This window comes from Chitinophaga sp., from assembly GCF_035761305.1.
GTDB lineage: Bacteria > Bacteroidota > Bacteroidia > Chitinophagales > Chitinophagaceae > Chitinophaga.
This window is the reverse complement of record NZ_DASTRI010000029.1, coordinates 26,123-50,214: the sequence shown is the minus strand read 5'-3', so window position 1 is coordinate 50,214 and position 24,092 is coordinate 26,123. Positions and strand designations below refer to the sequence as shown.

Annotated in this window: 20 protein-coding genes; 4 read left to right on the top strand and 16 right to left on the bottom strand. The window is 50.8% G+C overall.

What is annotated here, in order from left to right; all coding sequences use genetic code 11:
• From VFS25_RS03260 to dinB, 3 genes are all read right to left on the bottom strand, one after another.
• Nucleotides 1-246 (bottom strand): antitoxin Xre-like helix-turn-helix domain-containing protein (locus VFS25_RS03260; RefSeq protein ID WP_326460681.1); only part of this gene is annotated, 246 nt, incomplete at its 3' end.
• Nucleotides 247-262: 16 nt separating this feature from the next.
• Entirely contained in the window at nt 263-3,244 is a 2,982-nt protein-coding gene (locus VFS25_RS03255) for a DNA polymerase III subunit alpha (RefSeq protein WP_326460680.1), read from the bottom strand.
• Nucleotides 3,245-3,247: 3 nt separating this feature from the next.
• Nucleotides 3,248-4,459 carry a DNA polymerase IV gene (dinB, locus tag VFS25_RS03250; protein ID WP_326460679.1) on the bottom strand — a complete coding sequence of 404 codons (1,212 nt, stop codon included), beginning with the start codon at nt 4,457-4,459 and terminating at the stop codon, nt 3,248-3,250.
• A 265-nt stretch (nt 4,460-4,724) separates the two neighbouring features.
• Here dinB and VFS25_RS03245 point away from each other — a divergent pair, with 265 nt between their 5' ends.
• Complete coding sequence (locus VFS25_RS03245) at nt 4,725-5,399, top strand: SdpI family protein (protein WP_326460678.1); 675 nt, start codon at nt 4,725-4,727, stop codon at nt 5,397-5,399.
• 83 nt (nt 5,400-5,482) lie between these two features.
• Here the strand turns inward: VFS25_RS03245 and VFS25_RS03240 are convergent, their stop codons facing one another.
• Complete coding sequence (locus VFS25_RS03240; protein WP_326460677.1) at nt 5,483-5,941, bottom strand: hypothetical protein; 459 nt, start codon at nt 5,939-5,941, stop codon at nt 5,483-5,485.
• A gap of 139 nt (nt 5,942-6,080) precedes the next feature.
• Here VFS25_RS03240 and VFS25_RS03235 point away from each other — a divergent pair, with 139 nt between their 5' ends.
• Nucleotides 6,081-6,833, top strand: a complete 753-nt coding sequence (locus VFS25_RS03235; RefSeq protein ID WP_326460676.1) for an XRE family transcriptional regulator — start codon at nt 6,081-6,083, stop codon at nt 6,831-6,833.
• 611 nt (nt 6,834-7,444) lie between these two features.
• On the opposite strand, the gene VFS25_RS03230 is transcribed toward VFS25_RS03235, so the two are convergent.
• From VFS25_RS03230 to guaA, 12 genes are all read right to left on the bottom strand, one after another.
• Nucleotides 7,445-8,344 (bottom strand): histone deacetylase, encoded by a 900-nt coding sequence (locus VFS25_RS03230; protein WP_326460675.1) that lies wholly within the window; start codon nt 8,342-8,344, stop codon nt 7,445-7,447.
• Between the two features lie 42 nt (nt 8,345-8,386).
• A complete protein-coding gene (gene pdeM, locus VFS25_RS03225) occupies nt 8,387-9,043 on the bottom strand; it encodes a ligase-associated DNA damage response endonuclease PdeM (RefSeq protein WP_326460674.1) in 657 nt (218 codons plus the stop codon).
• Between the two features lie 224 nt (nt 9,044-9,267).
• On the bottom strand, nt 9,268-11,715 hold the full coding sequence (locus VFS25_RS03220) for a ligase-associated DNA damage response DEXH box helicase (RefSeq protein WP_326460673.1): 2,448 nt from the start codon (nt 11,713-11,715) through the stop codon (nt 9,268-9,270).
• A 165-nt stretch (nt 11,716-11,880) separates the two neighbouring features.
• A complete protein-coding gene (locus VFS25_RS03215) occupies nt 11,881-12,918 on the bottom strand; it encodes an LD-carboxypeptidase (protein ID WP_326460672.1) in 1,038 nt (345 codons plus the stop codon).
• A gap of 231 nt (nt 12,919-13,149) precedes the next feature.
• Entirely contained in the window at nt 13,150-13,545 is a 396-nt protein-coding gene (locus tag VFS25_RS03210) for an ester cyclase (RefSeq protein ID WP_326460671.1), read from the bottom strand.
• A gap of 55 nt (nt 13,546-13,600) precedes the next feature.
• Nucleotides 13,601-14,458, bottom strand: coding sequence for a hypothetical protein (locus tag VFS25_RS03205; RefSeq protein ID WP_326460670.1), 858 nt, complete (start codon nt 14,456-14,458; stop codon nt 13,601-13,603).
• A 147-nt stretch (nt 14,459-14,605) separates the two neighbouring features.
• Nucleotides 14,606-15,469, bottom strand: coding sequence for an AraC family transcriptional regulator (locus tag VFS25_RS03200; RefSeq protein ID WP_326460669.1), 864 nt, complete (start codon nt 15,467-15,469; stop codon nt 14,606-14,608).
• A 19-nt stretch (nt 15,470-15,488) separates the two neighbouring features.
• A complete protein-coding gene (locus tag VFS25_RS03195; RefSeq protein WP_326460668.1) occupies nt 15,489-15,959 on the bottom strand; it encodes an Lrp/AsnC family transcriptional regulator in 471 nt (156 codons plus the stop codon).
• An 85-nt stretch (nt 15,960-16,044) separates the two neighbouring features.
• Nucleotides 16,045-17,640: an ATP-dependent DNA ligase gene (locus tag VFS25_RS03190; RefSeq protein WP_326460667.1), complete on the bottom strand. Its 1,596-nt coding sequence runs from the start codon at nt 17,638-17,640 to the stop codon at nt 16,045-16,047.
• Between the two features lie 201 nt (nt 17,641-17,841).
• Nucleotides 17,842-18,933 carry a ligase-associated DNA damage response exonuclease gene (locus VFS25_RS03185; protein ID WP_326460666.1) on the bottom strand — a complete coding sequence of 364 codons (1,092 nt, stop codon included), beginning with the start codon at nt 18,931-18,933 and terminating at the stop codon, nt 17,842-17,844.
• A 113-nt stretch (nt 18,934-19,046) separates the two neighbouring features.
• Nucleotides 19,047-20,378 carry an ABC transporter substrate-binding protein gene (locus tag VFS25_RS03180; RefSeq protein ID WP_326460665.1) on the bottom strand — a complete coding sequence of 444 codons (1,332 nt, stop codon included), beginning with the start codon at nt 20,376-20,378 and terminating at the stop codon, nt 19,047-19,049.
• 55 nt (nt 20,379-20,433) lie between these two features.
• A complete protein-coding gene (gene guaA / locus VFS25_RS03175; RefSeq protein WP_326460664.1) occupies nt 20,434-21,972 on the bottom strand; it encodes a glutamine-hydrolyzing GMP synthase in 1,539 nt (512 codons plus the stop codon).
• A 98-nt stretch (nt 21,973-22,070) separates the two neighbouring features.
• Between guaA and VFS25_RS03170 the strand changes: the two genes are divergently transcribed.
• Both VFS25_RS03170 and VFS25_RS03165 read left to right on the top strand, forming a co-directional pair.
• Nucleotides 22,071-22,796, top strand: coding sequence for a head GIN domain-containing protein (locus VFS25_RS03170; protein WP_326460663.1), 726 nt, complete (start codon nt 22,071-22,073; stop codon nt 22,794-22,796).
• Between the two features lie 330 nt (nt 22,797-23,126).
• Nucleotides 23,127-24,053, top strand: a complete 927-nt coding sequence (locus VFS25_RS03165; protein ID WP_326460662.1) for a hypothetical protein — start codon at nt 23,127-23,129, stop codon at nt 24,051-24,053.
• Nucleotides 24,054-24,092 lie beyond the last annotated feature (39 nt).

Sequence of the window (24,092 nt, the reverse complement as noted above, 5' to 3'; positions counted from 1 at the left end):
GAGTTTTTCGTTATCTGCATAGCGTTGCAGGGTTCTTTCGGAAATGTGCAGCACGCGCGCTATTTCTGAAAGGGAAAACGACAGCTGCTGGCCCAGGTTCATGAGAGCCTTTTTAATAATGCCATCACGGGAAAGCTGGATGTACTCAAAATACCCGCGGCCGGCGCCATAAGGTATGGCCGCTTCCTGTACCACCATTAAAGTTTGCTCTGGTAATTGATACTCTGTGTGTTTATGCGGTTTCATACTACCACGTCATTTGTCACAAATTTACGGCTTTTTGTCGGTTAAAAAAATTTTTATCCTCAAAATACCCAATTTTCCGCATATAGCTGATTTCCAGCAAAATAACATCGTATTCGCAGGTAACCCTGCCCTCCAGGATATAAAAACCGCTTTTCTGCAGCGGGTATTGCCGGAAGCTTTCAGGAAAATGCACCGTGTCCAGGAATGCCTGTTCCCGGTCTAAAAAAGTACCAAAGCACATGGGCGCGCCCTGGGCGGTATTAATATGTTTGGCGCATACCAGGTAGCCGAGCGCACGTACCTGCCGGCCCACTTTCCCGGCCATTTCCCGTACCGTTACATAGGGGCTTTGGTCATGCTCCAGTATGCTGAACGGGGAACACAGCGGAAATCCCAGCAGGGTTATTTGGTCAAAAGCATCTTCATGGGCATGGTAGGCCAGCTGGGGCAGCTTGCAGTCAGGCGCGGGCTCGCGGAACAGCGGCAGCACATGGTCTGCATGCGGGTCTTTATTCCTGGTAAGCAGGCTGCTTTTCCACAGCAGCTCTTTTTTCGTATAACCGGTAAAGTTAAAAGCGCCTATGCGTATCAGTATATCCAGCTGTTCCGGCGGCGGCTGCATGCGTGCCGTAAAATCATCCAGGCTGGCATAGGGCCCGTATTGCTGCCGTTCTTCCAGCATGCGCTTTATCCATGCTTCTTCCAGCCCTTCTACATGAATAAACCCGGTATACACCTCTTTGCCCCGTATGCTGGTAGGGTAGCTGCTGTTATTAATGCAGGGCGGGTGAATGGTTACGCCGGTTTTCTGCAGCTCCCGGAAATACAGCTCGCGGTTATAAAAGCCCCCAAAATTATTGATCACAGCTACCATAAACTCCGCAGGGAAATAGGTTTTCAGGTACAGGCTCTGGTAGCTTTCCACGGCATAGGTGGCAGAATGGGCTTTGGAAAAAGAGAAGCTGGTAAAGCTGGCTATTTGCCGCCATAGCTCGCGGGTTACATCTTCCGGCCGGTTACGTTCCGCGCAATGGCGGAAAAACTGTTCCTTCAGCTGCAAAAAGGCGTCCTGTCCCCGGTACTTGCCCGCCATGCTGCGGCGGATAATATCGGCATCGGCCAGGTCCATGCCGGCGTAGGCATGTATCAGCTTTATCACATCCTCCTGGTACACCATAATGCCAAAGGTTTCGCTCAGCACCTCTTCAATAATAGGATGGAGATAGGTGACTTTATCCCTGTTCCTGAAATTCGCTACATACTGCCGCATCATGCCGGATTGGGCTACGCCCGGGCGTATAATGGAGCTGGCGGCTACCAGGGTCAGGTAATCATCACACTCCAGCTTTTTAAGCAGCTGCCGCATACCGGGCGACTCTATATAAAAGCAGCCGATTGTGTTCACGGTTCTCAGCTGCTTTTTTACATTTTCATCTGTTGTAAAGTCTTTTACAGCATGTATGTCTATGCTCACGCCTTTGTTGGCTTTGATAATATCCAGCGAGTCGCGTATGTGGCCCAGGCCCCGCTGGCTTAGTATATCAAATTTATACAGGCCAATGGCCTCTGCCTGCAGCATATCCATTTGTGCCGTGCAAAATCCTTTGGGAGGTAAATGGGTGGCGCAGTACTGGTGAATAGGCGCGTCGCTGATAAGGATGCCGCCTGCATGTATGCTCAGGTGATTGGGAAACGCCTTGCCTTCCTTGGTCATCAACCTGCAAAACGACAGTATCTGCTGTTGTATGCTGTCTTCATTCAGCTGAATATCAAACGGGTTGTCCAGTATGCGGTCTATTTCCTTTTCAGGCAGGCCGTACACTTTGCCCAGCTCGCGGATAATGGCATTTTCCTGGAAGGTAGCTACAGTGCCCAGCAATGCCGTATATTCATTACCGTGCGTTTCAAATACATGGCGGATCACATCATCACGGTCGCGCCAGGAAAAGTCAATGTCAAAGTCCGGCGGCGAGCTGCGGTAAGGGTTCAGGAAACGTTCAAAATACAGGTTCAGCGCAATAGGGTCTACATCGGTTATCCGCAGGCAGTAGGCAATAATGGAATTGGCGCCGCTGCCCCGTCCTACATAAAAATAACCTTTGCTTTGCGCATACCGGATAATGTCGTGGGTAATAAGAAAATAGGCATTGAAGTTTTGATGCGCTATAATATCCAGCTCTTTTTCAATGCGGAACTTTGCTTCGGCGTTATCAGGGCCGTAGCGGTCCAGCATACCCTGGTAGGCCAGCTCACGCAGCTTGTTGCGGTCGGCCGTTACGCTGCCATATAAATACTTTTTGTTGCGCGGCACTTTAAAATCAAAATGCAGCTCGCAGGCTTCCATTACATGCAGGGTGTTTTGTACAATGTGCGGGTACAACTCATAATGCGCCAGCAGGTCGGCCGGCGCCAGCCAGCATTCATCCTGCATAGCCACCGTGGCCGGTGGCAGCTGGCTGATGAGAATGTTCTGGTCCACTGCCCGCAGCACCCGGTGCAGCGCGTAATGCGCGGCGTCCTGGAAGGTAACAGAGTGCAGGATCACCAGTTTATTGCGATGCCGCAGGGTGTCTACCCTGAACAGCTTATTTACCTCCCGGGGGCGTATGCCCAGCAGCTCATGCGCGGCCAGCTGCTCCGGCGCACAGGCGCCCCACGCATAAATAACAAAGGTGCCGGGCAGCGCAGGCGCACGGTCGGGAAAAGGCGTTTCATTTTGCAGGTGTTCAGATAAAAAGCGGTTAATATGCAGCCAGCCCTGCATGTTGCGGGCCAGCAGAATGTATTTGAAGCTGTGCCCGTTCCGGCATTCCAGGCCTATAATGGGCTTAATATCCATGGCCTGGCATTCCTTTACAAAGGTCCATACATCGGCCGTCATATTAATGTTGGTAAGGGCCAGGGCGGTAATGCCCATATTGCGGGCCGTGCTTACCAGGTCTTTAGTGGTAATGGTGCCGTAACGCAGGCTGAAATAGGTTTTGCAGTTCAGGTACATGCGTCAGTATTTTGGGTAAGGCATTATATTCCGCGGGCGGGTATAGGCTTTTTGGCCGGGCGCCACCACGTTGGTGCCTTTCATTAAATATTGCCAGCCAAAGCGGTTCTTGATATGGTCAATGGCCTGGTACAGGGCAATCATTTCCTGCGTATCATCAAACAGGCTGATCTGGTAGTTGCCCTGCACCAGGTGGCTGAAACGGATGCCTACCAGGCGTACCAGCAGGCGCCGGTCGTACAGCCTGTGAAACAGCTCTTTCACTTTTTCCAGCAATATATGATCGCTGCAGGTGTAGGGAATAGTCATTTGCTTGGTAACGGTTTCAAAATCGGAGTAGCGGATCTTAACGGTTACGCAGCCGGTGAGCTTGTTCTGCTGCCGTAGCTCAAAAGCTATTTTTTCCGTCATGCGCACCAGCTCTGCATGCAAAAAGCGCATATCAATGGTATCGGCGCCAAAGGTGCTTTCTGTTGAAATAGATTTTTGTTCATGGTAAGGCACTACCGGCGACTCGTCAATGCCATTGGCCTTGTTCCACAGGGCAATGCCGTTTTTTCCCAACCAGGCTTCCAGCAGGGTTACCGGTATTTCGCTTAAGGTTTTTACATGCTCTACGCCGCGCCGGTGCAGCGCAGCAGCTGTTTCCTTGCCTACCATGGGCAGCTTTTCTACCGGCATGGGCGCCAGAAAGCTTTTTTCCTCACCAAAAAGCACCTGCCTTTTCCCGTTAGGCTTGGCTTCATTCGTGGCTACTTTAGATACCATTTTATTGGAGGCGAGCCCGAGCGATATAGGCAGGCAGGTTTCCCGCATAATTTTTTCCCGCAGCTCATGCGTCCATTGTACGGCGCCAAAGTATTTGTCCATCCCGGTAAGGTCCAGGTAAAATTCATCGATGGACGATTTTTCATATAACGGTGCGCTTTCGGCAATGATGTCGGTTACCGCCCGCGACATCTCGCTGTAACGTTCCATGTCGCCGCTGCGCACAATAGCATGGGGGCAAAGCTTTAAAGCTGTTTTCATAGGCATGGCGGAGTGTATGCCAAACTGCCTGGCTTCATAGCTGCAGGCAGCAACCACGGCCCGGTCGCTATGGCCGCCCACCAGCAGCGGTTTGCCTTTCAGGGAGCTGTCTTTCAGGCACTCTACCGATACAAAAAAGCAGTCCAGGTCAAAGTGCGCAATAGATCGTTGCTGTAAAGTGATCATATGCTTGTGCTTAATGGGAGCGAATGCTGAAGGCTTACCACTGAATGCCGGATGCACGCAATGCTCCTGCTGTTCATAAGTTTGAAATGTCCTGTCAGGTAAGTTCCGGCGCTGTGCCATGCACCGCATATAGCAATATGGCCTACGGCCGGCATTCAGCATTTAGTGTAAATGTACTAATAAATTTAGTAAAGCTAATTTTGTTAGCAATTTATTAACTAAACATATTTACCCCCTTAGCTGTATACTTATAAAACCAATTGCCATGCAAAAGCCGGATATTCCAAAAGAGCTGCTGATACTGCTGTTATTGCTGTTGCCCATGGCTTACCTGGGTATTGCCTGGAATACATTGCCTGCTGTTATTCCCACTAATTTTGATATAAACGGTGTGCCGCAGCGGATGGGCAATAAAGGCGACTTCCTGCTGCTCATGATCTTTTTGTTCCTGACCAACCTGATGCTATATTTTTTGTTCCGTTACCTGCCCGGTGAGGGAAGCCCTGAGGCTTTGCCGGAGCAAACCGGCCACGACCACCGGGCCTATTACCGCATCCGCTTTATGATTCATATTTACCTGGCCATATTTACCGGCATCATCATATTCATGGTAAGCCGGAGCCTGCCTTTTATTATGGAGCGGTGGACCTTTATTGGTGTAGGCTTACTGATAGCCTTGCTGGGCGCCTACCTGCGAAAGCTGCAGCCTAACTATTTTGTGGGAGTAAGAACCCCCTGGACCTTAAAAAGTCCCGAGATATGGAAGAAAACGCATGATATGGCTGGCCGCATGTGGCTGTGGACCGGGATCATTGTAATAGTGGCGGGCTTTTTTCTGCCGCTGGTAACCGGCGTGTTCGTGCTCATTTTTATTGGCGCTATACTGGCGGCCCTGCCCTATATTTATTCTTTTCGCCTGGATAATGAGGATAAGGGGTAACAGCACGAAAAAAAATGTGCAAATGAATATCCGCAAAGTTGTTGCGTTATTCATTTGCACACATGTATAGGCATTCAGTTTTATCAGAACCATCCTCTGCCCAGCTCAGTCCTGAAAGGCCACGGAATAAGGGCCAGTATCAGCAGCAGGGCAATACCGTAAAATATCAGCGCTAATTTATGTTGCCGGGCAGCTGTGCCGGCCTTCTTTACCTTGGAGCGTCCTATGTGCACCAGTATCAGCGCCAGCAGGGCCATGGTTGTATGCTCCACGGCAAAGAAGCGCAATACATTATCTTTCATGGCGGCCCCAAAATCAGCCCTGGCTGTTTGCATCAGCGGGCTGGTTACAAAGTACAGGATTAATCCTACCAGGAACTGCACATCCAGGCTGATAGAGAAAAACAGGCTGGCTTTGTTGTCGGCCGCAGTAAAAGGAGTTTTTCCGTTAACGCCTCTCAATGCGCGAACACAGGCCCAAATGCCGGTTAATAATACAACCCACCTGAGTAAGGAGTGAATAGTCAGCATCGTGTTATGCATAGCGCTTTCGTTTTTTTAAGTTGATTTTTTTGTCAGTGGCAAAAATAAGAGAGCCTTGAGAATATATCAGGAAATATATTTGGTAATTACAAAAATTAATTACTAAATTTGTTAGTAATCTACTAAATAATTTAGGGGTATGTCCATTGCATGTCAAAATCTGAAATTCCTGCGTAAGCAAAAGGGATGGACTCAACAGGAGTTTGCTGATAAATTGGGAATTAAACGTTCCCTGTTAGGAGCCTATGAAGAGGAACGGGCCGAGCCGCGTACCGAAGTGCTGGAGCTGGTGAGCGATATGTTCCGCGTATCTATTGATGACCTGCTGCGGCGGGACATTGGTTCGCAGAAAGAGAGCTTCCTGGAAAAGCGGCGACAGCAGAAGCTGGGCAATAACCGCCAGCACATAGAGTTTGTGCCGGTAAAGGCTGCCGCAGGCTACCTGGCTGGTTATAACGACGATGAGTTTATTGAAGAGCTGAATACCTTTACGCTGCCGATGCTGGGCGCCGGTAATTACCGCGCATTTGAAATAGCGGGCGATTCCATGTTGCCCACGCCGTCCGGCTCTGTAATTGTATGTCATAAGATAGACGGTTGGGATGACATCAAAAACAATGAAACCTATGTTGTAGTAACCAACCGCGAAGGCATTGTATACAAACGTGTGCTCAAGAGCAACCGCTCCAAAGGCAAAATTACCCTGGTATCTGATAATCCCCAGTTTGAGCCTTATTCTGTAGGTTTTGAAGATGTAATTGAGCTGTGGCAGTCTGATGCAGTGATCAGCAAAACCGGTCAGCAAAGCCGTTTAAGCGTAAACCATCTGGCAGATATGGTAAGCCATCTGCAGGACCAGGTAAGCATGCTGAAGAAGAAGATCAGGGATTAGCGTGATGGATTGGCAAACAAACAGCTTGTATAGCATGCGCGCGTTGAGTGCTGTAGCGCTGTTGCTGGCATTATTCAGGGGAAAGAAGGTGCCGTATCTGTTTGGGCGCGGGCGGCAAAGGGGATGATGATTGTTGTAGAAGACCAGGCAGGGATGGCTAGAGAAGGTAAATAGTGATAGCTATAGAAGCCGGATAATGGTTGCAGTTGCGGATGGAAAAGCTCTGGAAGCTGAATACTGATTGTAGCAGCTGGTGGTAAGCCATGGGAAGCGGAATAGCGAAGATTGCTGAAGGCCGGGGTAGTATGGCAGTGGAAGCAGGATGATCCGGTGACAGCAGGTGTACAGTAATGGTAAGATGCAGCAACCAGGAATAGCGATAGTTGTAATCGGAAATAGCGATAGTTATAGAATATGATAATAAAACGATGCTGATTAATAAATACCCGTTTGTTACCCCGCTTTTCTAAAACCAAGATCCATCATGCCGTCCGTTGTCTAGCGGAACGGCATTTTTTTAATAACAGGTATTTGGCAGGAACAGCGCGGATGCTTCAATTCCTCCTGTAAGGGCAAACAGCTCCGGCATTTATCTCAAAGAAATGCGGCCGCTAATCGTAAATCTCCGCAGCAGCTTTGAATGTGTTGCAATGCGCATTTACAATATCCCTGATGTTGGCGGAGTAGCCGCCGCCCATGGCCACTGCACAGGGAATACCATGCTTGTGTAAAAAAGAGAATACCATTTCGTCCCGCCGGCGGCAGCCTTCGGGTGTTACCTTTAGCCTGCCGAATTTATCAGTAGCCAGTATATCTACCCCCGACAGGTAAAATACCAGGTCGGGATGTACGCGGTTAATAAGCGTAGGCAATGCATTTTCCAGTAGTTGTAAATAAGTGCCGGTATCAGTACCATCCCGCAGGGGAATATCCCAGTCAGATGTTTCTTTATGAAAAGGATAATTGCCGGCGCCGTGCATGCTGAAGGTAAACACCGCTTCTTTCCCCGCGAATAGGGCAGCAGTGCCGTTACCCTGGTGCACATCCAGGTCAATGATCAGCACCTGTTTTACTTTTTGCTGCAGCAGCAGGTAGTTGGCCGCTATGGCAAAATCATTCAACAGGCAAAAGCCCTCTCCGCGGTCTGCAAAAGCATGATGGGTGCCGCCGGCCACATTCAACGCCACGCCTTGTTCCAATGCATGCAGCGCACAATCAATAGTGCCCTGGCAAATGGTGATCTCTCTTTGGGTAAGCGCCGGCGACTGTATAAAACCAATACGGCGCTGCTCCTTATCGCTCAGTGTTTGATCCCTGAGCCGGCGCCAGTAACCGGCATCGTGGGTAAGCAGTATGGTGGCTTCATCCAGCGGATCGGGTGAAAACAGGTGTGCCGGCGAGATCACGCCTTCCCGCAGCAGCTGCAATGGAATAAGCTCATATTTGTCCATAGGAAAGCGGTGGCCTTCCGGCAACGGGTGTACATATATGTGATCATAAGCGATGAGCATCGTGTGTAATGGTTATGGCGCCTGTAAGATGGCAGGCAGCGGCTAATCTACCGTTATTTTAAATATACTGTTGTTGGCAATGGCAAACACTACTTCATTTGTTTCAGGCGCCAGCGTGGCCAGGCCGGTAAAACGGCCGAAAGCAGGAAGTATGCCGCAGCTTTTACCAAAATAAAAACAGGGCAGGCGCAGGCGCTGCCGCCCGCCGCCGGCAAGGATTACGCCGGGATGCAGGTGGCCGGAGAAAACGTAAGGCCCGTTGGCTTCCGTGGTTTCACAAGGCTCATGTATAAAGTGGATATTGCGCAGGGTAAGCGTATCGTGCACGGTTATCTGTAGTGTAGTATACAGGTCGGCCGGCATAATATCATGATTACCTTTTACCAGCTCAAAGCGTATGTGGGGAAATTGCTGCCGCCATAGGCGGAAATATTGTACATCATTATTTTCACTGCTGTGAAACAGGTCGCCTACAACAATGATCTTTTCCGGATGATAGCGGGTGATCAGCTGCTGCAGCCGGAACAGGTCTTCCTGTATAAGACCCGCCGGTACGGCAATGCCGGCTTTACGGAAGTGGGCGGATTTACCCAGGTGCAGGTCGGAGAGAACCAGGGCTTTTTCTTCCTGCCAGTACAGTGCTTTGCCTGCTGATAAATGCCATGTTTGCTGCTGAAATTTAAATATCACTTCTTCCACCGGGCAAAGGTAGTTACAATTATTAATTACGAATTATCAATTACGAGTTGGGCGGTGCTGCCTATATGCGGGCTGCTGGGGAGAAAGAGGAAGCTTCAAATTAATGATGATTATTTTTTCGGTTTAATCTTTCAATGCGTAGTTGCATAAGTTGGTGTTGTACGTATGCGAGCTATAATTGCATTATTATTCCTGTTTATTTCCCCGCTTCCATTAATTCGTAATTAACTCAGCATTTTCCTGATCCGGTCTTCCAGCTTTTCGCTGGTCAGCTGCTCACGCAGGCTATCTACTTTAATGGGAAAGCAGAACGGCGTTAACCGCACCGGCTCAGTAATTACAATATCACTGTTATAAATTCGTTCCATGGCTTCGCGCAGGCGGGCTTCCTCCATCTGGTAAAAGAAAGCTTCATTAAAAGCCTGGCGCAACAGCAGGTTATGCGCATCATAATCTTTAAACACGTTGAACAGTAAAGAGGAGGAGGATTGCAAATGCCGGCTGGTTTTGTGTTTGCCGGGATAGCCCTGGAATACCAGGCCTGCTATTACTGCAATGTCGCGGAACTTGCGGCGGGCCATTTCCGTGGCGTTTACGCTGGCCGGCAAATCCACGCTAAGGTTTTCCGGGGAAAACAAGAAATGCACATTGCCTTCATCTACCGGCAGCGGCTGATCGCTCAGCAGCTCAAAGCCATAATCGTTCATGGCAATAGAAAACGTAATGGGCTGCAGCCGGCTGATGCGGTAAGCCAGCAAAGCAGCCATCACTTCATGTACCAAACGGCCTTCAAACGGGTATACGAAAAGGTGGTAGCCATCTTCTGTTTGTATCTTTTCTACCAGCAGCTGGGTGTCTGATGGAATGTGCGACAGCAGCTCCTGCAGGTCAAACAGCGGCTGCAGTATTTGCAGCTCCGGTTCTGTGGAGGCGCCGGAAAGCGCTTCGCTGAATGTGCGGCGCAATATTTTTCCCAGGTTGGCGGAGAGGGGCATGCGCCCGCCGCCCCAACTGGGCACAATAGCCCGCTTGGCTTTGGACTTGCGCACAAGCACTGTCATATCCTTGATCATTACAAATTCCAGTATGTAGCCGCCGGTGCTGAAGGTATCGCCCGGCTGCAGGCGGGCAACAAACCATTCTTCTATCATACCAATATAGCCGCCGCTCATGAACTTTACTTTCAGCATGGCATCGCTAACAATAACGCCTATGTGCAGGCGGTGGCGCATGGCTATCATACGGCTGCGGCAAATATACAGGCCGTCTTCCCGCTCCAGCTTGCGGAATTCGTCATAGCTCTGCAGCGCATCCCCGCCCGTGGTAAGGAAGGAAAGTATCCATTGCCAGTCGTCGTGCGTAAGATGGCTGTAGCAGAAGGTGCCGGTTACCTCTTCCCAAATTTCATCCGAGTAAAACCCGTCAGATACGCCCAGGGTCATCAGGTATTGCAGCAGCACATCATAGGCCAGCACTACGGGCAAGCGGCTTTCCACCAGCTCTTCGCCAATAGCAGCTTTCAGCGCGGCGGCTTCCACCAGCTCCAGGGAGTGCGTGGGCAAAAAGAATATTTTACTTACGGCGCCAGGCTGATGGCCGCTGCGGCCGGCCCTTTGCAGGAAACGGGCCACGCCTTTGGGGCTGCCTACCTGTATAACCGTGTCTACCGGCCGGAAATCTACTCCCAGGTCAAGGCTGGCGGTGCATACCACCGCTTTCAGCACGCCGCTGTGCAGCGACTCCTCTACCCAGGTGCGCAGCTCCATGTCAATAGAGCCATGGTGCAGGGCAATGGCGCCGGCCAGGTCGGGGCACTGGCGCAGTATTTCCTGGTACCATATTTCGGACTGGGAACGGGTGTTGGTAAATATAAGCGTGGTGCGGCTTTGCAATATAATAGGCAATGCTTTGGGCAGCATGCGCAGGCCCAGGTGTCCTGCCCAGGGATATTTTTCAATTTCATCGGGCAGCACGCTTTCCAGGGCAATCTCTTTTTTCAGGTGTGCGCGTATGATTACGGCATTTTCGTCCGGGATGCCCAGCAGCACTTCCAGCGCTTCGTCCAGGTTGCCGATAGTAGCGGAAATGCCCCATATTTTCAGGGGTGGTTTGCCGGCTTTACGTACAATGCCTTTGAGGCGGCTAAGCCCCAGCTCTACCATCACCCCGCGTTTGCTGCCCAGCAGCTCATGCCATTCGTCAACTACTACCGTGTGCAGGGTGGTGAACAAGCGGGCATAATCTTTCTGCGCCATCAGCACATGAATGCTTTCGGGCGTGATAATGAGTATTTCCGGCATCTGTTTTTTCTGCTGCTGCCGTGCGGCTGTGGAGGTATCGCCGTTACGGATGCCTACCTGCCAGGGTAAGTTCAGCTCCTGCAGCGCTTCTTCCATAGCCCGGCCAATATCTTTACCCAGTGCGCGCAAAGGGGTGATCCATAGCAGCTGCAGGCCGTTCTTTGTTTTTTGCTGGTATGTTTTGGGGTGACGGTTAATCCAGTCAATTACCACGCCCAGGAACAGGGCAAAGGTTTTTCCGTAACCGGTAGGGGCATTCACCAATCCTGATTTGCCTTGCTGATATGCTTCCCAGGCTTGCTCCTGGAAGGCGAAAGGTTGTAGCTCCTTTGCTGCCAGCCAGTCTTTGATCACTTTCCATCCTGCAGTCATGCGCATGAAATTAGCATAAATAGGCGAGAAAAATGGAGGCCGCACGCCATGCTCGCCCGGCCGGATGCTGATTGAATAATTTGTGATTACACGCCTTTGCTATAACCGTTTGAGCACCGGGGCCATACGAATACCACGGCGCTGCATACCCGGCATGCCGGTTGTTTATGTTATTTCCTGTAGTATTACGCCGGCTGCTGTTACCTGCAGGCGATGCATTACGCCGCATTTAAGCGCATAGTTGTTTTTCTGGTGCCCCACCGGGAAATTAAAGCAAACGGGATAGGAAAAGTCCTTTACTTTCTCCAGCACCATATCATAAATGCTGCTGCCAAATTCCTCACCCGGATCATCGGGCTTAATGCGGTTAAAGCCGCCGATAACCAGGCCGGCCAGGCTATCCAGCTTGTGGCTTCGCCGCAGGTTGCCCAACATACGGTCAAGGCTGTACAGGTATTCGCCGGCATCTTCCAGGAACAATATTTTACCAATGGTGTCTATTTCCGAGCTGGTGCCCGATATGCTTTGCAGCATGGAGAGGTTGCCGCCTACCAGCATGCCGGCAGCAGCGCCGGTGCGGTTACGGCTGTCTGCCGGCGCGGTGTATTGCATAGCCGTTCCTGTTAATGCCTGGCGTATAGAAAGGATGGTGTCCTGTACCGCTTTATCCGCAGCCTCCAGGTTGTCGGGAAAGCTGTTGCACATTTTGGCGTGCAGCGTGGCAATGCCGTAATGGCGGTTAATATGGCTGTGCAGCACCGTAATATCGCTGAAGCCAATGAGCCATTTGGGATGTGCGCAAAACTTTGAAAAGTTCAGCCCATCTACAATACGCGCGCAGCCGTAGCCGCCACGCCCGCACATAATGGCCTGTATATCCGTGGCATCCAGCATGGCCTGCAGGTCCTGCAGGCGTTCGGCATCGGTGCCGGCAAAAGTAAAATCGCGCTTGCCAACGGTATTGCCCGTGCGGATGTTAAAACCCCAGCTTTGTAAAGTACGTACAGCAGGCTGTATATCTGCCGCTGTAATGTAACCGGCCGGGCAGGTAATACCAATAGTGTCGCCTGGTTTTAAATACGGTGGTATCAGCGGGTAGGCAGGGGAGGGCGTAAACAATGCTGCCGCGCGTTTTAAATGGCCAAGTGCAGGAATGCCAATCCCGGTACTGATTATGGAGGATAGGAAATGCTTGCGGTTCATGAGGTTAATGTAGGCATTATTGGTCAAAAAAGCATTGGGCTGAACATTTTTAAGCGCAGCCCAATGCTGTATGTGAACCGCTGTTTGCTGTTTCAATAAAGCAGTGAAAATACGGAGCTGCAGCAACGTTGTTACGTGTTTACCGGCAGTATTTGCAGTTGAAGCTCAAGCAGAACCGCCTGCACCAGGGCTTTCCCCGTAAATCATGACTTTTCTTGTATAGCACCCCTTTTACTGCATGCTTCTTAATGACCAATGCTCGGTGTACCGGCCATCCCGTAAACGGATAATGTCTATAATGTGCATGGTAATCTGCTGGCCGGTGGCTGGTTTGCCCAGCAGCTCGCCTACCTGTTTGCCGATAATGGCTTTGCGGGTTACCACTGTATCGCCTTCTGCTACCTGGTCATAGATCTCTACCCGTATATCTGTTACAGCTACGTGCAGTATGTTCTTTATGAAGTTGAGCACACCTTCCCGGCCGCTGGGCTGGCCCACGCTGGCGGCAGTGTGGTTAATAAAATCCGGCGCTACAATTTCTTCAAAAGCTTGTACATCGCCTTTTTCAAGAAACGCTTTGTTGAAGCGGATCACTGCTGCTTTATTCTTTTCCAGTTGTGTTTGCATACTTGTATTTTTTAAAGCTATGTGCGACGGCTTTTCGGGGGCCGCCACAGAACCATTAAAGTGTGTGTATCTGCACCTTTGACTCCGTCATAACGGGGATGTACACACGTTTATGTTGAACGTCCAGGTGAAAATCGGCCGGACCGGCTATTACCGGCCAATCCAGTTTGGTGGCGGTTTTGCTGTTCAGGTCTATTTTTTCCAGGAAACCGGCGGGGTGGTCCAGCGCGCCCCAGTCAGATACCAGCAGGGTATGGCTGCCGGGCATTTCCAGGCCGTCAAAGGCGCCGTGTATGTCGCCTATTTTTTCATACACCGGTTTGCCCTGCTGCCAGGTGATCATGCCTATTTCCCCGCCCTGCACATTATCAAACAGGAAGTTGCAGGTGTACAGGCGTTTGGCTGCTTTGTCATAGTAAATACCGTTGGCGCCTTTAAGGCTGGCTACTTCAGTGAGGTTGCCGGTTTTTATATCTACTTCCAGTATTTTACCTGCATCGGTCAGGGAAACAAACAGGGTGTGATCATCTTTCACCGCCAGGTCGTTGGAGAAAGTAGTGTTGGCAGATGCAAGGCTGATCTCTGCTGCTTTTTTCCCGGTGGCCAGCTCAATGCCTACAATGCGGTCAAGGTCTGCCACATACAGTATGCCTTTTATAATGGCAGTGCCTTTGGGTGCATTCAGCTTTTCTGCAGTAATGCTGCGCGTGATCATTTTGCCGTTCAGTGTAAGCTTGCTGATAAAGCCGTCACCGTCTTTGGATGCAGGGTCCATGGCTTTGCCGATATTGGTGGCGTACAGGAAATGACCGTCTGAGTTCAGGCTTTCAGGGTGCGCCAGGCCGGTTTCTTCCTGGGCAAAAGCATGGAATGCCAGTACTGTGCAAGCCAGTAATGCGATTGCTGTTTTCATAAAATTTAAATTGTTTTTGAATGCAGGCGGCTGTTACCTTCCGCCATATATGCGCGCTGTTGTGTGTGATGGAAGGTGCGCCTGTTATTTGTAAATGTTCACTGCAAAGGTACCGGCAAAGTGGGGCCGGCTGGTAACGTTAAAAGCTCAAACAATTGCTTTTTTAGCTCGGTCGCTGTTAGGGGTAATGCCGTATTCCTGCTTAAAGATGCGGATAAAGTGGGGCACGTTCTCAAACCCGCATTCCATGGCTATTTCAGACACCTGCTTATCTGTATGCTGCAGCAGCACGCGTGCATGTGCCAGGCGCTGCTCATTGATCCATTTTTTGGGAGAGGAATTGTATAGCTGCTGGAAATCGCGTTTAAAGGAGGCCAGGCTGCGGCCGGAGAGTTTGGCCAGCTCCTCCAGCGAAAGCGGCTGAAATAAATGTGTTCTTACAATATAATCAATATCCAGCGGCTGCCCGAAAACAATGCTTTGCAGAAACGCCAGCACCTGCTGCCGGTGCGGGCCGGCCAGCAGCAGCAGTAGCAGCTCCTGCAGCTTTAGCTGTAAAATGGTGTCCAGCCCGTTTATGGTTTTACCAAAGTAGTCCAGGAACTGCATCTTAAAGCTATCCAGCAGCTCGTTGGAAGGTATTACCAGGTGAGAGGGTACGGGCGCTGCCTGCACAGTGGTGAGGTGATAAGTATGTAAGAATTTTTTCAGGAAATCATCGGTAAAGAACAGCAGCAGGGCCTCATACATCACGCCTTCCGGTATAAATTCCGACATGGTATAAATGCCGCGCTTCATCAGCATCAGATGCCCGGGATTGGCGGTATGGGTGTAATCTTCAAAATGCAGCAGCTTATGTCCCTGTATTACAAACAACAGCGTATGCTCGGTAATAAAGTTGGTTCTTTTATGTGCGGTGGCAGCCTGTTTAAACCTGGCAAAAGGCATGGTAGCCGATTGCAGAACGTGATCGTTTTTTTCTGTTGCTAAAGTGGGGAACCTGGAAAGCATGGTACAAAGTAACGTATTCTTACACAATTTTGTGGGTAGCCTTTATAACCGACATCACAAACACGCTTTCCATGTGTCCGATGTTATCCAGCTCGCCCAGCTTGTTCACATTAAATTCGTAATAGGCATTCATATCTTTCACCTGCACCTTCAGCATAAAATCAAACTGCCCGGAAATGTTCAGGCATTCCGTTACTTCAGGAAAACCCGTTACCTCTTTAATGAATTTGCCCCCGGCTTTTTTGCCGTGCTCTTTAAGGGATATATAGCATAGCACTGTAAGCCCTTTATCTATCTTACCCGGGTCCACAATAGCGGCATACTGGCGTATAACGCCGGCCTGCTCCATTTTGCGGATGCGTTCGTAAACAGGGGTGGTGCTAAGGTTCATGCGTGATGCAATGTCGCGGATGGTCATTTTTGCATCTTCCTGCAGCAGCTTCAGTATGCCCAGGTCCTTCTCGTCTAATACTATATCCGGTAGCTCCATTAGAATAATGTACGGTTTTAAGAATAGTAACCTGTACAATATACTAAATTATCTGTAATTGGCAGGGAAGCCAACGCCTTGCCCTTCAGCCCCGGTACTGCTGCAGGAGCTGCTGCAGATCGGCCAGGGTATTGATCTCGTCCGAGGTTTTATCTTTCCGCCAGCGGTGAATACGCGGAAAACGCAGCGCCACGCCGGATTTATGACGGTTGCTGGCGGCAATGCCTTCAAAGGCTATTTCAAAAACCAGTTCAGGCTGCACGGTTCTTACAGGCCCGAACTTTTCCAGCGAGTGCCTTTTTACCCAATGGTCCACTTCATTCATTTCCTTGTCTGTAAGGCCTGAATAGGCTTTGGTAAAGGGTACCAGCTTATCGCCGTCTTTTACGGCAAAAGTGTAATCAGAGTAAATGTCTGCACGCCGGCCATGACCTTTTTGTGCATACACCATTACGGCATCTATGGTAAAGGGATCTATTTTCCACTTCCACCAGTCGCCCCGCTTGCGGCCCACCTGGTAGGGCGAGCTGCGTTTTTTCAGCATCAGCCCTTCGCTGCCCATATCACGTGCCTGCCGGCGAAACGCAATCAGCCGCTCCCAGGTGTCAAAGGTAACAACGGGCGATAAACGCAAGGCAGGGTGGTTCACCTGCTCCACCACCTGCTCCAGCAGAATGCGGCGCTCCTGCAGGGGTTTTTCCCGTATGTCGTGTCCCTGCCACTCCAGCAGATCATAGGAAAGAAACACCACCGGGGCTTCCTGCAATTGCTTGCGGGTTACATTTTTGCGGCCAATGCGGGTTTGCAGGGTTTGAAAGGGCAGGGGAAAATCATTGGCATAGGTAAGTATCTCCCCGTCTATTACCGTGCCTTCCGGCAGGGCATTCAGCAGCGGTATGTATTCCGGGAATTTTTCGGTGATAAGGTCCTCCCCGCGCGACCATACAAACAGCTGCCCTTTGCGCTTGATCACCTGCCCCCGTATGCCGTCCCATTTCCATTCGGCTATCCATTCTTCCGGCCGGCCCAGGGCTGCAGGGTCGCCTTCCAGCGGGTAAGCCAGGTAAAACGGGTAGGGCTTGGAGGCGTCTGCGCTGGCATGTGTGTCTTGCAGCAGGGCTTCCAGGCTGGTTTGGCGCGGATCCCAGTTGCCGCTGATCATATGTGAAAGTGTGGCGGGCGGTATCTGGTAGGTTTGGGCCAGGGCGTTCACCATCATTTGCTGCGATACGCCTATACGAAAACCGCCGGTAATGAGCTTATTGAACACAAAGCGTTCGTCAGTACCCAGCTCCTGCCACGCCTGCAGGATAAATTGCTGCTTTTCTGCTTCCAGCGCTTTTTCCAGCCCGGCCAGCTGCTCCAGCCAGTAGTGCAGGGGATGGGTAGTGCGCTGCTGCCCGCTATCGGGCAACAATAACGCAATGGTTTCCGCCAGGTCGCCTACGGTATGATAGCACTCTTCAAACAGCCATTCCGGAATGTCAGCTTTTTGCAGGCACCATTGTTTCAGCTGGGTGCTGTTCACTGTGCGTTTGGGCCGCCTGCCGCTGAAAAGGGCCAGCACCCAGGGTTTGTCACGCGCATCGGCATGGGTAAAATAATAACGCAGCGCCTCCAGCTTCTCATTGGTTTTGGTGCTGTTGCTCACTATTTTTACCAGTTGGGTGAATTGCTGCATATGATTTTATAGCGCGCTGTTATTAATAATAATAATGATCCGCTTTCTTATACCATCTATTCCCGGAAAGCTTTAACAACAGCTTCCGGGAGAGCGGCCTTCAAAGGCAATTGTTGAACATTACTGCCGGCGGCAAATTGCCGGGCGCCGCTGTTACCTGATGTTAGCCTGCCTGTAAGGCGATACCAGGCTGCAAACAGTTTATTCCGCTGCATTTTCGTTTGCAGGCGGCTCGTTGCGGGTTGTTCCATTATCTGCCGCCGCTGCTGCCTGTGCGGCGGTATCGCCTTCCGGCGGGGCTTCTTCATCCTCACTCCCGAATTCGGTTTTTACAGCTGCTGCGGCAATGCCGTTTTCCTGTAAATACCGGGCAAAGGCGCTGCTGAAGCCATGGGTGGTAAATACTTTTTCTGCGCCCGTGGCTTTTACAGCCTGTAACAATCCCTGCCAGTCTGCATGGTCCGACAGGGCAAAGCCTGCATCTGCATTACGGCGGCGCATGGAGCCGCGCACCTGCATCCAGCCGCTGCAAATGCCCAGCGCGTATGGGTTAAACCGCCGCATCCACGGGCTGCCGGCAGCAGAAGGCGGCGCTATGATCACGCTGTTCTTCAGCGCGGCTTTAGGCGTGTCCGGCGTAATGCGCTGTACCGGCGGCAGGGGATAACCCTGCGCCAGCAATACCTGGTGCGGCACGTCAATGGCGCCGTGAGCCAGCAGCGGTACATCCAGCTCCCGCAGGTGGTATAAAAGCCGTTGCGCCTTGCCCAGGCTGTAAGCCAGCAACACGCTGCTTTTGCCGGCCTGCAGGTTTTCATATATCCATTTGCGTATGTTGGCAAATATAATGGCCTGCGGCTGCCAGTTGTAAATGGGCAGGCCAAATGTGCTTTCTGTAATAAACACCTGGCAGGGCAGGGGCTCGAACTGGCCGGAAAGACCGTCGTTCTCCAGTTTATAATCGCCGCTTACCACCCACACCTCATTGCCCTGCCGCACCTGCACCTGCGCGCTGCCTATAATATGGCCTGCAGGATGCAGTGACACGTGTACGCCGTTATAATAAATGGTTTCGCCATAGGCTACGCCCTGTACACTAATGTCTGCACCCAAACGCAGCCGCAGCAGCGGCACGCTTTCCAGGTGGCACAGGTAATGCCGGCTGCCCCAGCGCGCATGGTCGGAGTGGGCATGGGTAATCACAGCACGGGGTACGGGCTGCCACGGATCTATGTAAAAATCACCGGCAGGGCAATAAATACCTTTGTCTGTGAACTGGAGAACGGGGAGCATGCTATCGGGCTTTAAGCTTTTGGCTTAAGACAGGGCTCAAAAAAAATGCCGGAAGCTGACCTGGTCACTTCCGGCAACTGGCTAACGGCTAAAAGCCAATAGCTAAAAGCTGGTTAAAGGCTTGCATTCATTTTAATATCTGCGCTATCGCCTTTTTGTATAATGTAAATGTTTTTATTCTCAAAGTAGTCCGGCTGCTCTTCTCCTGCCTGCAGGTACACAGGCTCATAGTCAAAGTGCGTGAATACTTTTTTGCTGGTATCATTCACGGCAGCATTAAAGTAAACGCCTTTATCATTTAACAGCTTTACAAAGTAATAGGTAAGCTCAAAGCCTTTAAATGCCATATCAGACGGGCGCGCTTTGTACACCCGTTTAAAGTAGTCGGTGATATAGCGGCTGTATGCGTCTGTTTTGTCATTGAAATAAGGGGTGGAGTAATATACCTGCAGGCCTTGCAGCTCCGGTTCTTTGAACTTCATTACATCCCACGTGGGCATACCAAAAATATGCAGCGGGTAGTTGGGCGCCTGCACGCTCAGCTTTTGCAGGATAGCTTTGGCGCCCTGCTCGTCCAGCGCTGTAACAATGCAAATGTTCGGCCGGTCAACCAGCAGGTATTGCGACAGCTGTGCATCGGTGGTGGCATCACTCCATACCACATCGCGGATGCGGGATTTTTTGCTGCTTTGCATTTTGTCATAAGCAGCCGTAATATCGCTGGCAATGCGGTTCTCGATGGATGTATTGCGGTGCAGCAGCAGGATGTTCTTGGTGGCAAATGCTTCCTGTACATAGTTCTGCAGGGCTTCGCAGTGTGTTTTCAGCGTGCTGTTGGTGATCAGCAGGAAAGGGTTGTCGCTGATACCGCCGTCATTGGGATAGGTACCTGATACCAGGTTTATCTGCTTGCTCCTGGCAAAGTCGCTCAGCTCCCGCAGCTCGGGGTTGCTGATGGAGCCAATGATCAGGTCTGCCGCATCCATGGTGTGGTTGCTGATCAGCGTAGATACATTGCGGGATTTGCTGTCGTACACAATTACGTTCAGGTTATACCCCTGCAGCCGCAGGGTGTCCAGCGCCAGCTGCGCGCCTTCATAGAAATCAAGGCCGGGCAGCACATAGCGCGGCATGGTACGGCTGGATGGGTCCCAGGTAGCGGAAAAAGCGGAGTCCAGGTATAATGGTGCAAAAAAAGCGATATTATAGGAAGATCGTTTTACTTCGCGGGCAAAGGCCGGTACATTGAATGGCGCTTTCCCTTCCTTTATCACCTTTTCTTCTTCCTTTTGCTTTTCCTCTTTGGTGGTAGCTGGTTTGGAAGGAGTCATGGGTACTTCCGGCGTGCCGCTGGTTGTACTTTTCTTAAACAAAGAACAGGCCGACAGTAAAATGGCTAATGCGGTACCTGCTAACAGTTGTTTGGTAATGGTAGATAGGCTCATAGCGTTCGTTGAATTGCAAAAATCATTCCTGCCGTGGCGGAATGGTTACAACTTTTTATTCCCACTCAATCGTAGCGGGTGGTTTTGAACTAATATCGTATACAACGCGGTTGATACCTTTTACCCTGTTAATAATATCGTTCGACATTTTTGCCAGGAATTCGTAAGGCAGGTGCGCCCAGTCGGCGGTCATACCGTCGGTAGAGGTAACGGCGCGCAGGGCTACGGTAAATTCATAGGTGCGTTCGTCGCCCATTACGCCTACGCTTTGTACAGGCAGCAAAATGGTGCCGGCCTGCCAAACCTTGTCATATAGCCCTGCTTCGCGCAGGCCTTCTATATATATGGCGTCTGCTTCCTGCAGCATGGCTACTTTTTCCGGGGTTATTTCCCCCAGTATGCGAATGGCCAGGCCAGGCCCGGGGAATGGGTGGCGGCCCAGGAACAGCTCACTGATGCCTATTTCGCGGCCTACCCGGCGTACCTCATCCTTAAACAGGAAACGCAGTGGCTCTACCAGCGACATATGCATTTTTTCCGGCAGCCCGCCTACGTTGTGGTGCGATTTAATGGTAACAGAAGGGCCGTTTACAGATACGGACTCAATCACATCCGGGTAAATGGTGCCCTGGCCCAGGAAAGAAATATCGGTCAGTTGCGTAGCTTCCTGCTGAAACACGTCGATAAACAGGCGGCCAATGATCTTGCGTTTCTTTTCCGGGTCTGTTACGCCTTTCAGCTCGCCGTAGAACAGGTTACGGGCATTTACGCCCTTTACATTCAGCCCCATGTGTTTATAAGACTCCAGCACGGTTTCAAATTCATCTTTGCGCAGCAGGCCGTTATCTACAAATACGCAGAAAAGATTTTGCCCGATGGCTTTGTGTATCAGCTCTGCGGCCACGGTGCTGTCTACCCCGCCGCTAAGGGCCATTACCACTCTTTTGTTGCCTACCTGCTCTTGTATGCGGGCCACGGTTTCCTGTACAAAAGCGGCCGGGGTCCAGTCCTGGCTGCATTTGCAAATGTGCACCACAAAATTGCGCAGCAGCAGCTTGCCTTCCAGGGAGTGGGTCACCTCCGGGTGAAACTGCAGGCCCAGCATTGGGCAACGGTCGCCGGCAGTGCTTTTAAAAGCGGCCACCGGTATGTTTTCTGTACGCGCAATAATTTCAAATCCTTCGGGCATACGCACAATGGTATCGGAATGGCTCATCCATACCTGGCTTTTGCCGGATATATCGAATAATAAGGTTTCTTCTTTATTATCATGTTCCATGAAAGCGCGGCCATATTCCCGGATGGCGCTTTTGGCCACTTCCCCACCAAATACCTTGGCCATCATTTGTGCGCCGTAGCAAACCCCCAGCACAGGTACTTTGGCGGCCATGGCGGCTATATCTACTATGGGAGCGCCCGCATCGTTCACGGAAAAGGGGCTGCCGGATAAAATAATACCTTTAATGGAAGGATCCCACTGGATGGGCTGTAAGCAAGGTTTGATCTCACAGTAAACATTCAGCTCCCGGATGCTGCGTGCAATCAGCTGCGTGTACTGGGAACCAAAATCGAGAATAAGAATCTTTTCTGTCATGGTGGTGCAAAGATAACGGCCAAATCCTAATGAACAATTGATAACTTCCTATATGTTTTTCGGGCTGGTTTACTATCTTCATGCAAACATTTACCTATATGAAATCTAAACTGTATTTGCTGTTACTGTTTACCGCCCCCTTTTTTACAGCCAGTTGTGATGTTACAGGCCAGAACCGCGTAAAAGGCAGCGGCAATGTTTCCAAAGAGGAACGCGCCATTGGCGGGTTCAAAACCTTGTCTGTAAGAGGTAGCATGAATGTATACCTCACCCAGGGCCCTGTAAAATCCGCTGTAATTGAGGCCGACGACAATATTATTCCACTGGTGGAGCTGGAAAATAACGGCGGTGAGCTGATAGTGCGCACCCGCAGGAATACCTCTATCAATACCAACCATGAAATAAAAGTGTACCTGACCACACCGGATATTAACGACGTGAGCATGGCTGGCAGCGGCGATGTATACCTGGAGAATAAGATCAATAACCGCAACGAGCTGTCCGTAAGCGTTTCCGGCAGCGGCGATGTTAAAGGCCCGGTGAATGCCCCGCATGTAAAAGCCCGTATTTCCGGCAGCGGCGATATGATCCTGTCCGGCGAAACCAAAGACCTGGAAGTAGGCATTGCCGGCAGCGGCAATTTTAAAGGGGAAGACCTGCTTTCTGAAAATGTGGATGTTAATATCGCGGGCAGCGGTAATGCCAATGTACATGCCAGCATGCAGCTGGATGCTAAAATAGCGGGTTCCGGCAACGTGTACTACAAAGGCAGCCCGCAAATATCCTCTAAGGTAGTGGGTTCCGGCTCCGTAGTAAAACGTTAGCATTAACGGAAGCGGGTATACGAAAATGATCCTTTCTTTTTTATTCAGATAGATTTAACATTTCTTTTATCAGATTTTAACCACCTTCGCGGTTATTATAAGCAAACTTTTTCAAGTCCTTTAGCCTGGGTACTGTTGTAAACGCTTGCGTGTTACTCCAGTACCTGGCTGAGGCACAAGCAGGTTTGGCCCCTCCTTTCTTTTGCTTGCAGCCCCATTCATATTACCCCATCTGATAGTATACCAGTGTAACATATATTAAAAATTATCTCCTACTGTGATACTTTATTTGTATGTTTACAGTTTGTAGTTGAACTCCTTATTCCAGCTATGGCCAAACAAAAAATACTGATTGTATACTACACCCAAACCGGGCAGCTTAAACGTATTATTGACCGGGTTACCGGTCCGTTGCAGGCGCAGGCAGATATTGTGTATGAAGAAATAGTGCCGGTGCAGCCGTTCGTTTTTCCCTGGGATAAGCAAACGTTCTACGACACCATGCCGGAAACGGTGCTGGGCCGGCCCCGCGGCATACAGCCGCTGAAGGTGGACCCGGATGCGCATTTCGACCTGGTAATACTGGCCTACCAGCCCTGGTTCCTTTCTCCCTCACAGCCCACAGAGGCCTTCCTGCAAAGTGAAGGCGCCGCCCGTTTGCTGAAGGGTAAAAAGGTGCTTACGCTCATAGGCGCACGCAACATGTGGCTGAATGCACAGGAAAGGGTAAAAACACACCTGCACCGCATAGGCGCGCAGCTGGTAGGGAATATTGCCCTGGTAGATACTTCATCCAACCTTATTTCAGTAATAACAGTGCTGCGCTGGCAGTTCAAAGGCAAAAAAGAAGCAACCCGGTTTTTACCACCGGCCGGGGTACAGGAAAAAGAAATACAGGCGGCCGACCGTTTTGCCGCCCCTGTTGCACAAGCATTGGCGCAGGGCGCCTGGGAACAGCTGCACCCGCAGCTGCTGCAGCAGGCGGCCGTAACCCTGAAACCCAACCTGGTGGTGCTGGAGGACAGGGGCATCCGCGCTTTCCGCTACTGGTCAAAGTTCATCAGCGCCAAAGGGGGACCGGGCGCGCCGGAACGGCAGGGGCGCGTAAGCATGTACCGCGGGCTGCTGCTATTGGGCATTTTTGTGCTAACACCCATCACAAAAATCTCCTCAATGATTACTTTACTGGTAAAACGCAACCAGCTGCTGGAAGCGGTGGAATATTACAAGGGCATTGGCCTGCGTACGGGAAAATAGATTTTACGAAGATTGTCATGTAGTTTTGTGTTGAACAAT

Bases quoted from the DNA above. Each gene is read 5' to 3' on its own strand.
- VFS25_RS03190 (WP_326460667.1), bottom strand. From the start codon at position 17,640: ATGCAGCAATTCACCCAACTGGTAAAAATAGTGAGCAACAGCACCAAA.
- VFS25_RS03205 (WP_326460670.1), bottom strand. From the start codon at position 14,458: ATGAAAACAGCAATCGCATTACTGGCTTGCACAGTACTGGCATTCCAT.
- VFS25_RS03210 (WP_326460671.1), bottom strand. From the start codon at position 13,545: ATGCAAACACAACTGGAAAAGAATAAAGCAGCAGTGATCCGCTTCAAC.
- VFS25_RS03215 (WP_326460672.1), bottom strand. From the start codon at position 12,918: ATGAACCGCAAGCATTTCCTATCCTCCATAATCAGTACCGGGATTGGC.
- VFS25_RS03245 (WP_326460678.1), top strand. From the start codon at position 4,725: ATGCAAAAGCCGGATATTCCAAAAGAGCTGCTGATACTGCTGTTATTG.
- VFS25_RS03185 (WP_326460666.1), bottom strand. From the start codon at position 18,933: ATGCTCCCCGTTCTCCAGTTCACAGACAAAGGTATTTATTGCCCTGCC.
- VFS25_RS03230 (WP_326460675.1), bottom strand. From the start codon at position 8,344: ATGCTCATCGCTTATGATCACATATATGTACACCCGTTGCCGGAAGGC.
- VFS25_RS03200 (WP_326460669.1), bottom strand. From the start codon at position 15,469: ATGCTTTCCAGGTTCCCCACTTTAGCAACAGAAAAAAACGATCACGTT.
- VFS25_RS03220 (WP_326460673.1), bottom strand. From the start codon at position 11,715: ATGACTGCAGGATGGAAAGTGATCAAAGACTGGCTGGCAGCAAAGGAG.
- VFS25_RS03180 (WP_326460665.1), bottom strand. From the start codon at position 20,378: ATGAGCCTATCTACCATTACCAAACAACTGTTAGCAGGTACCGCATTA.
- VFS25_RS03255 (WP_326460680.1), bottom strand. From the start codon at position 3,244: ATGTACCTGAACTGCAAAACCTATTTCAGCCTGCGTTACGGCACCATT.
- VFS25_RS03165 (WP_326460662.1), top strand. From the start codon at position 23,127: ATGGCCAAACAAAAAATACTGATTGTATACTACACCCAAACCGGGCAG.
- VFS25_RS03240 (WP_326460677.1), bottom strand. From the start codon at position 5,941: ATGCATAACACGATGCTGACTATTCACTCCTTACTCAGGTGGGTTGTA.
- dinB (WP_326460679.1), bottom strand. From the start codon at position 4,459: ATGATCACTTTACAGCAACGATCTATTGCGCACTTTGACCTGGACTGC.
- VFS25_RS03235 (WP_326460676.1), top strand. From the start codon at position 6,081: ATGTCCATTGCATGTCAAAATCTGAAATTCCTGCGTAAGCAAAAGGGA.
- VFS25_RS03170 (WP_326460663.1), top strand. From the start codon at position 22,071: ATGAAATCTAAACTGTATTTGCTGTTACTGTTTACCGCCCCCTTTTTT.
- guaA (WP_326460664.1), bottom strand. From the start codon at position 21,972: ATGACAGAAAAGATTCTTATTCTCGATTTTGGTTCCCAGTACACGCAG.
- VFS25_RS03195 (WP_326460668.1), bottom strand. From the start codon at position 15,959: ATGGAGCTACCGGATATAGTATTAGACGAGAAGGACCTGGGCATACTG.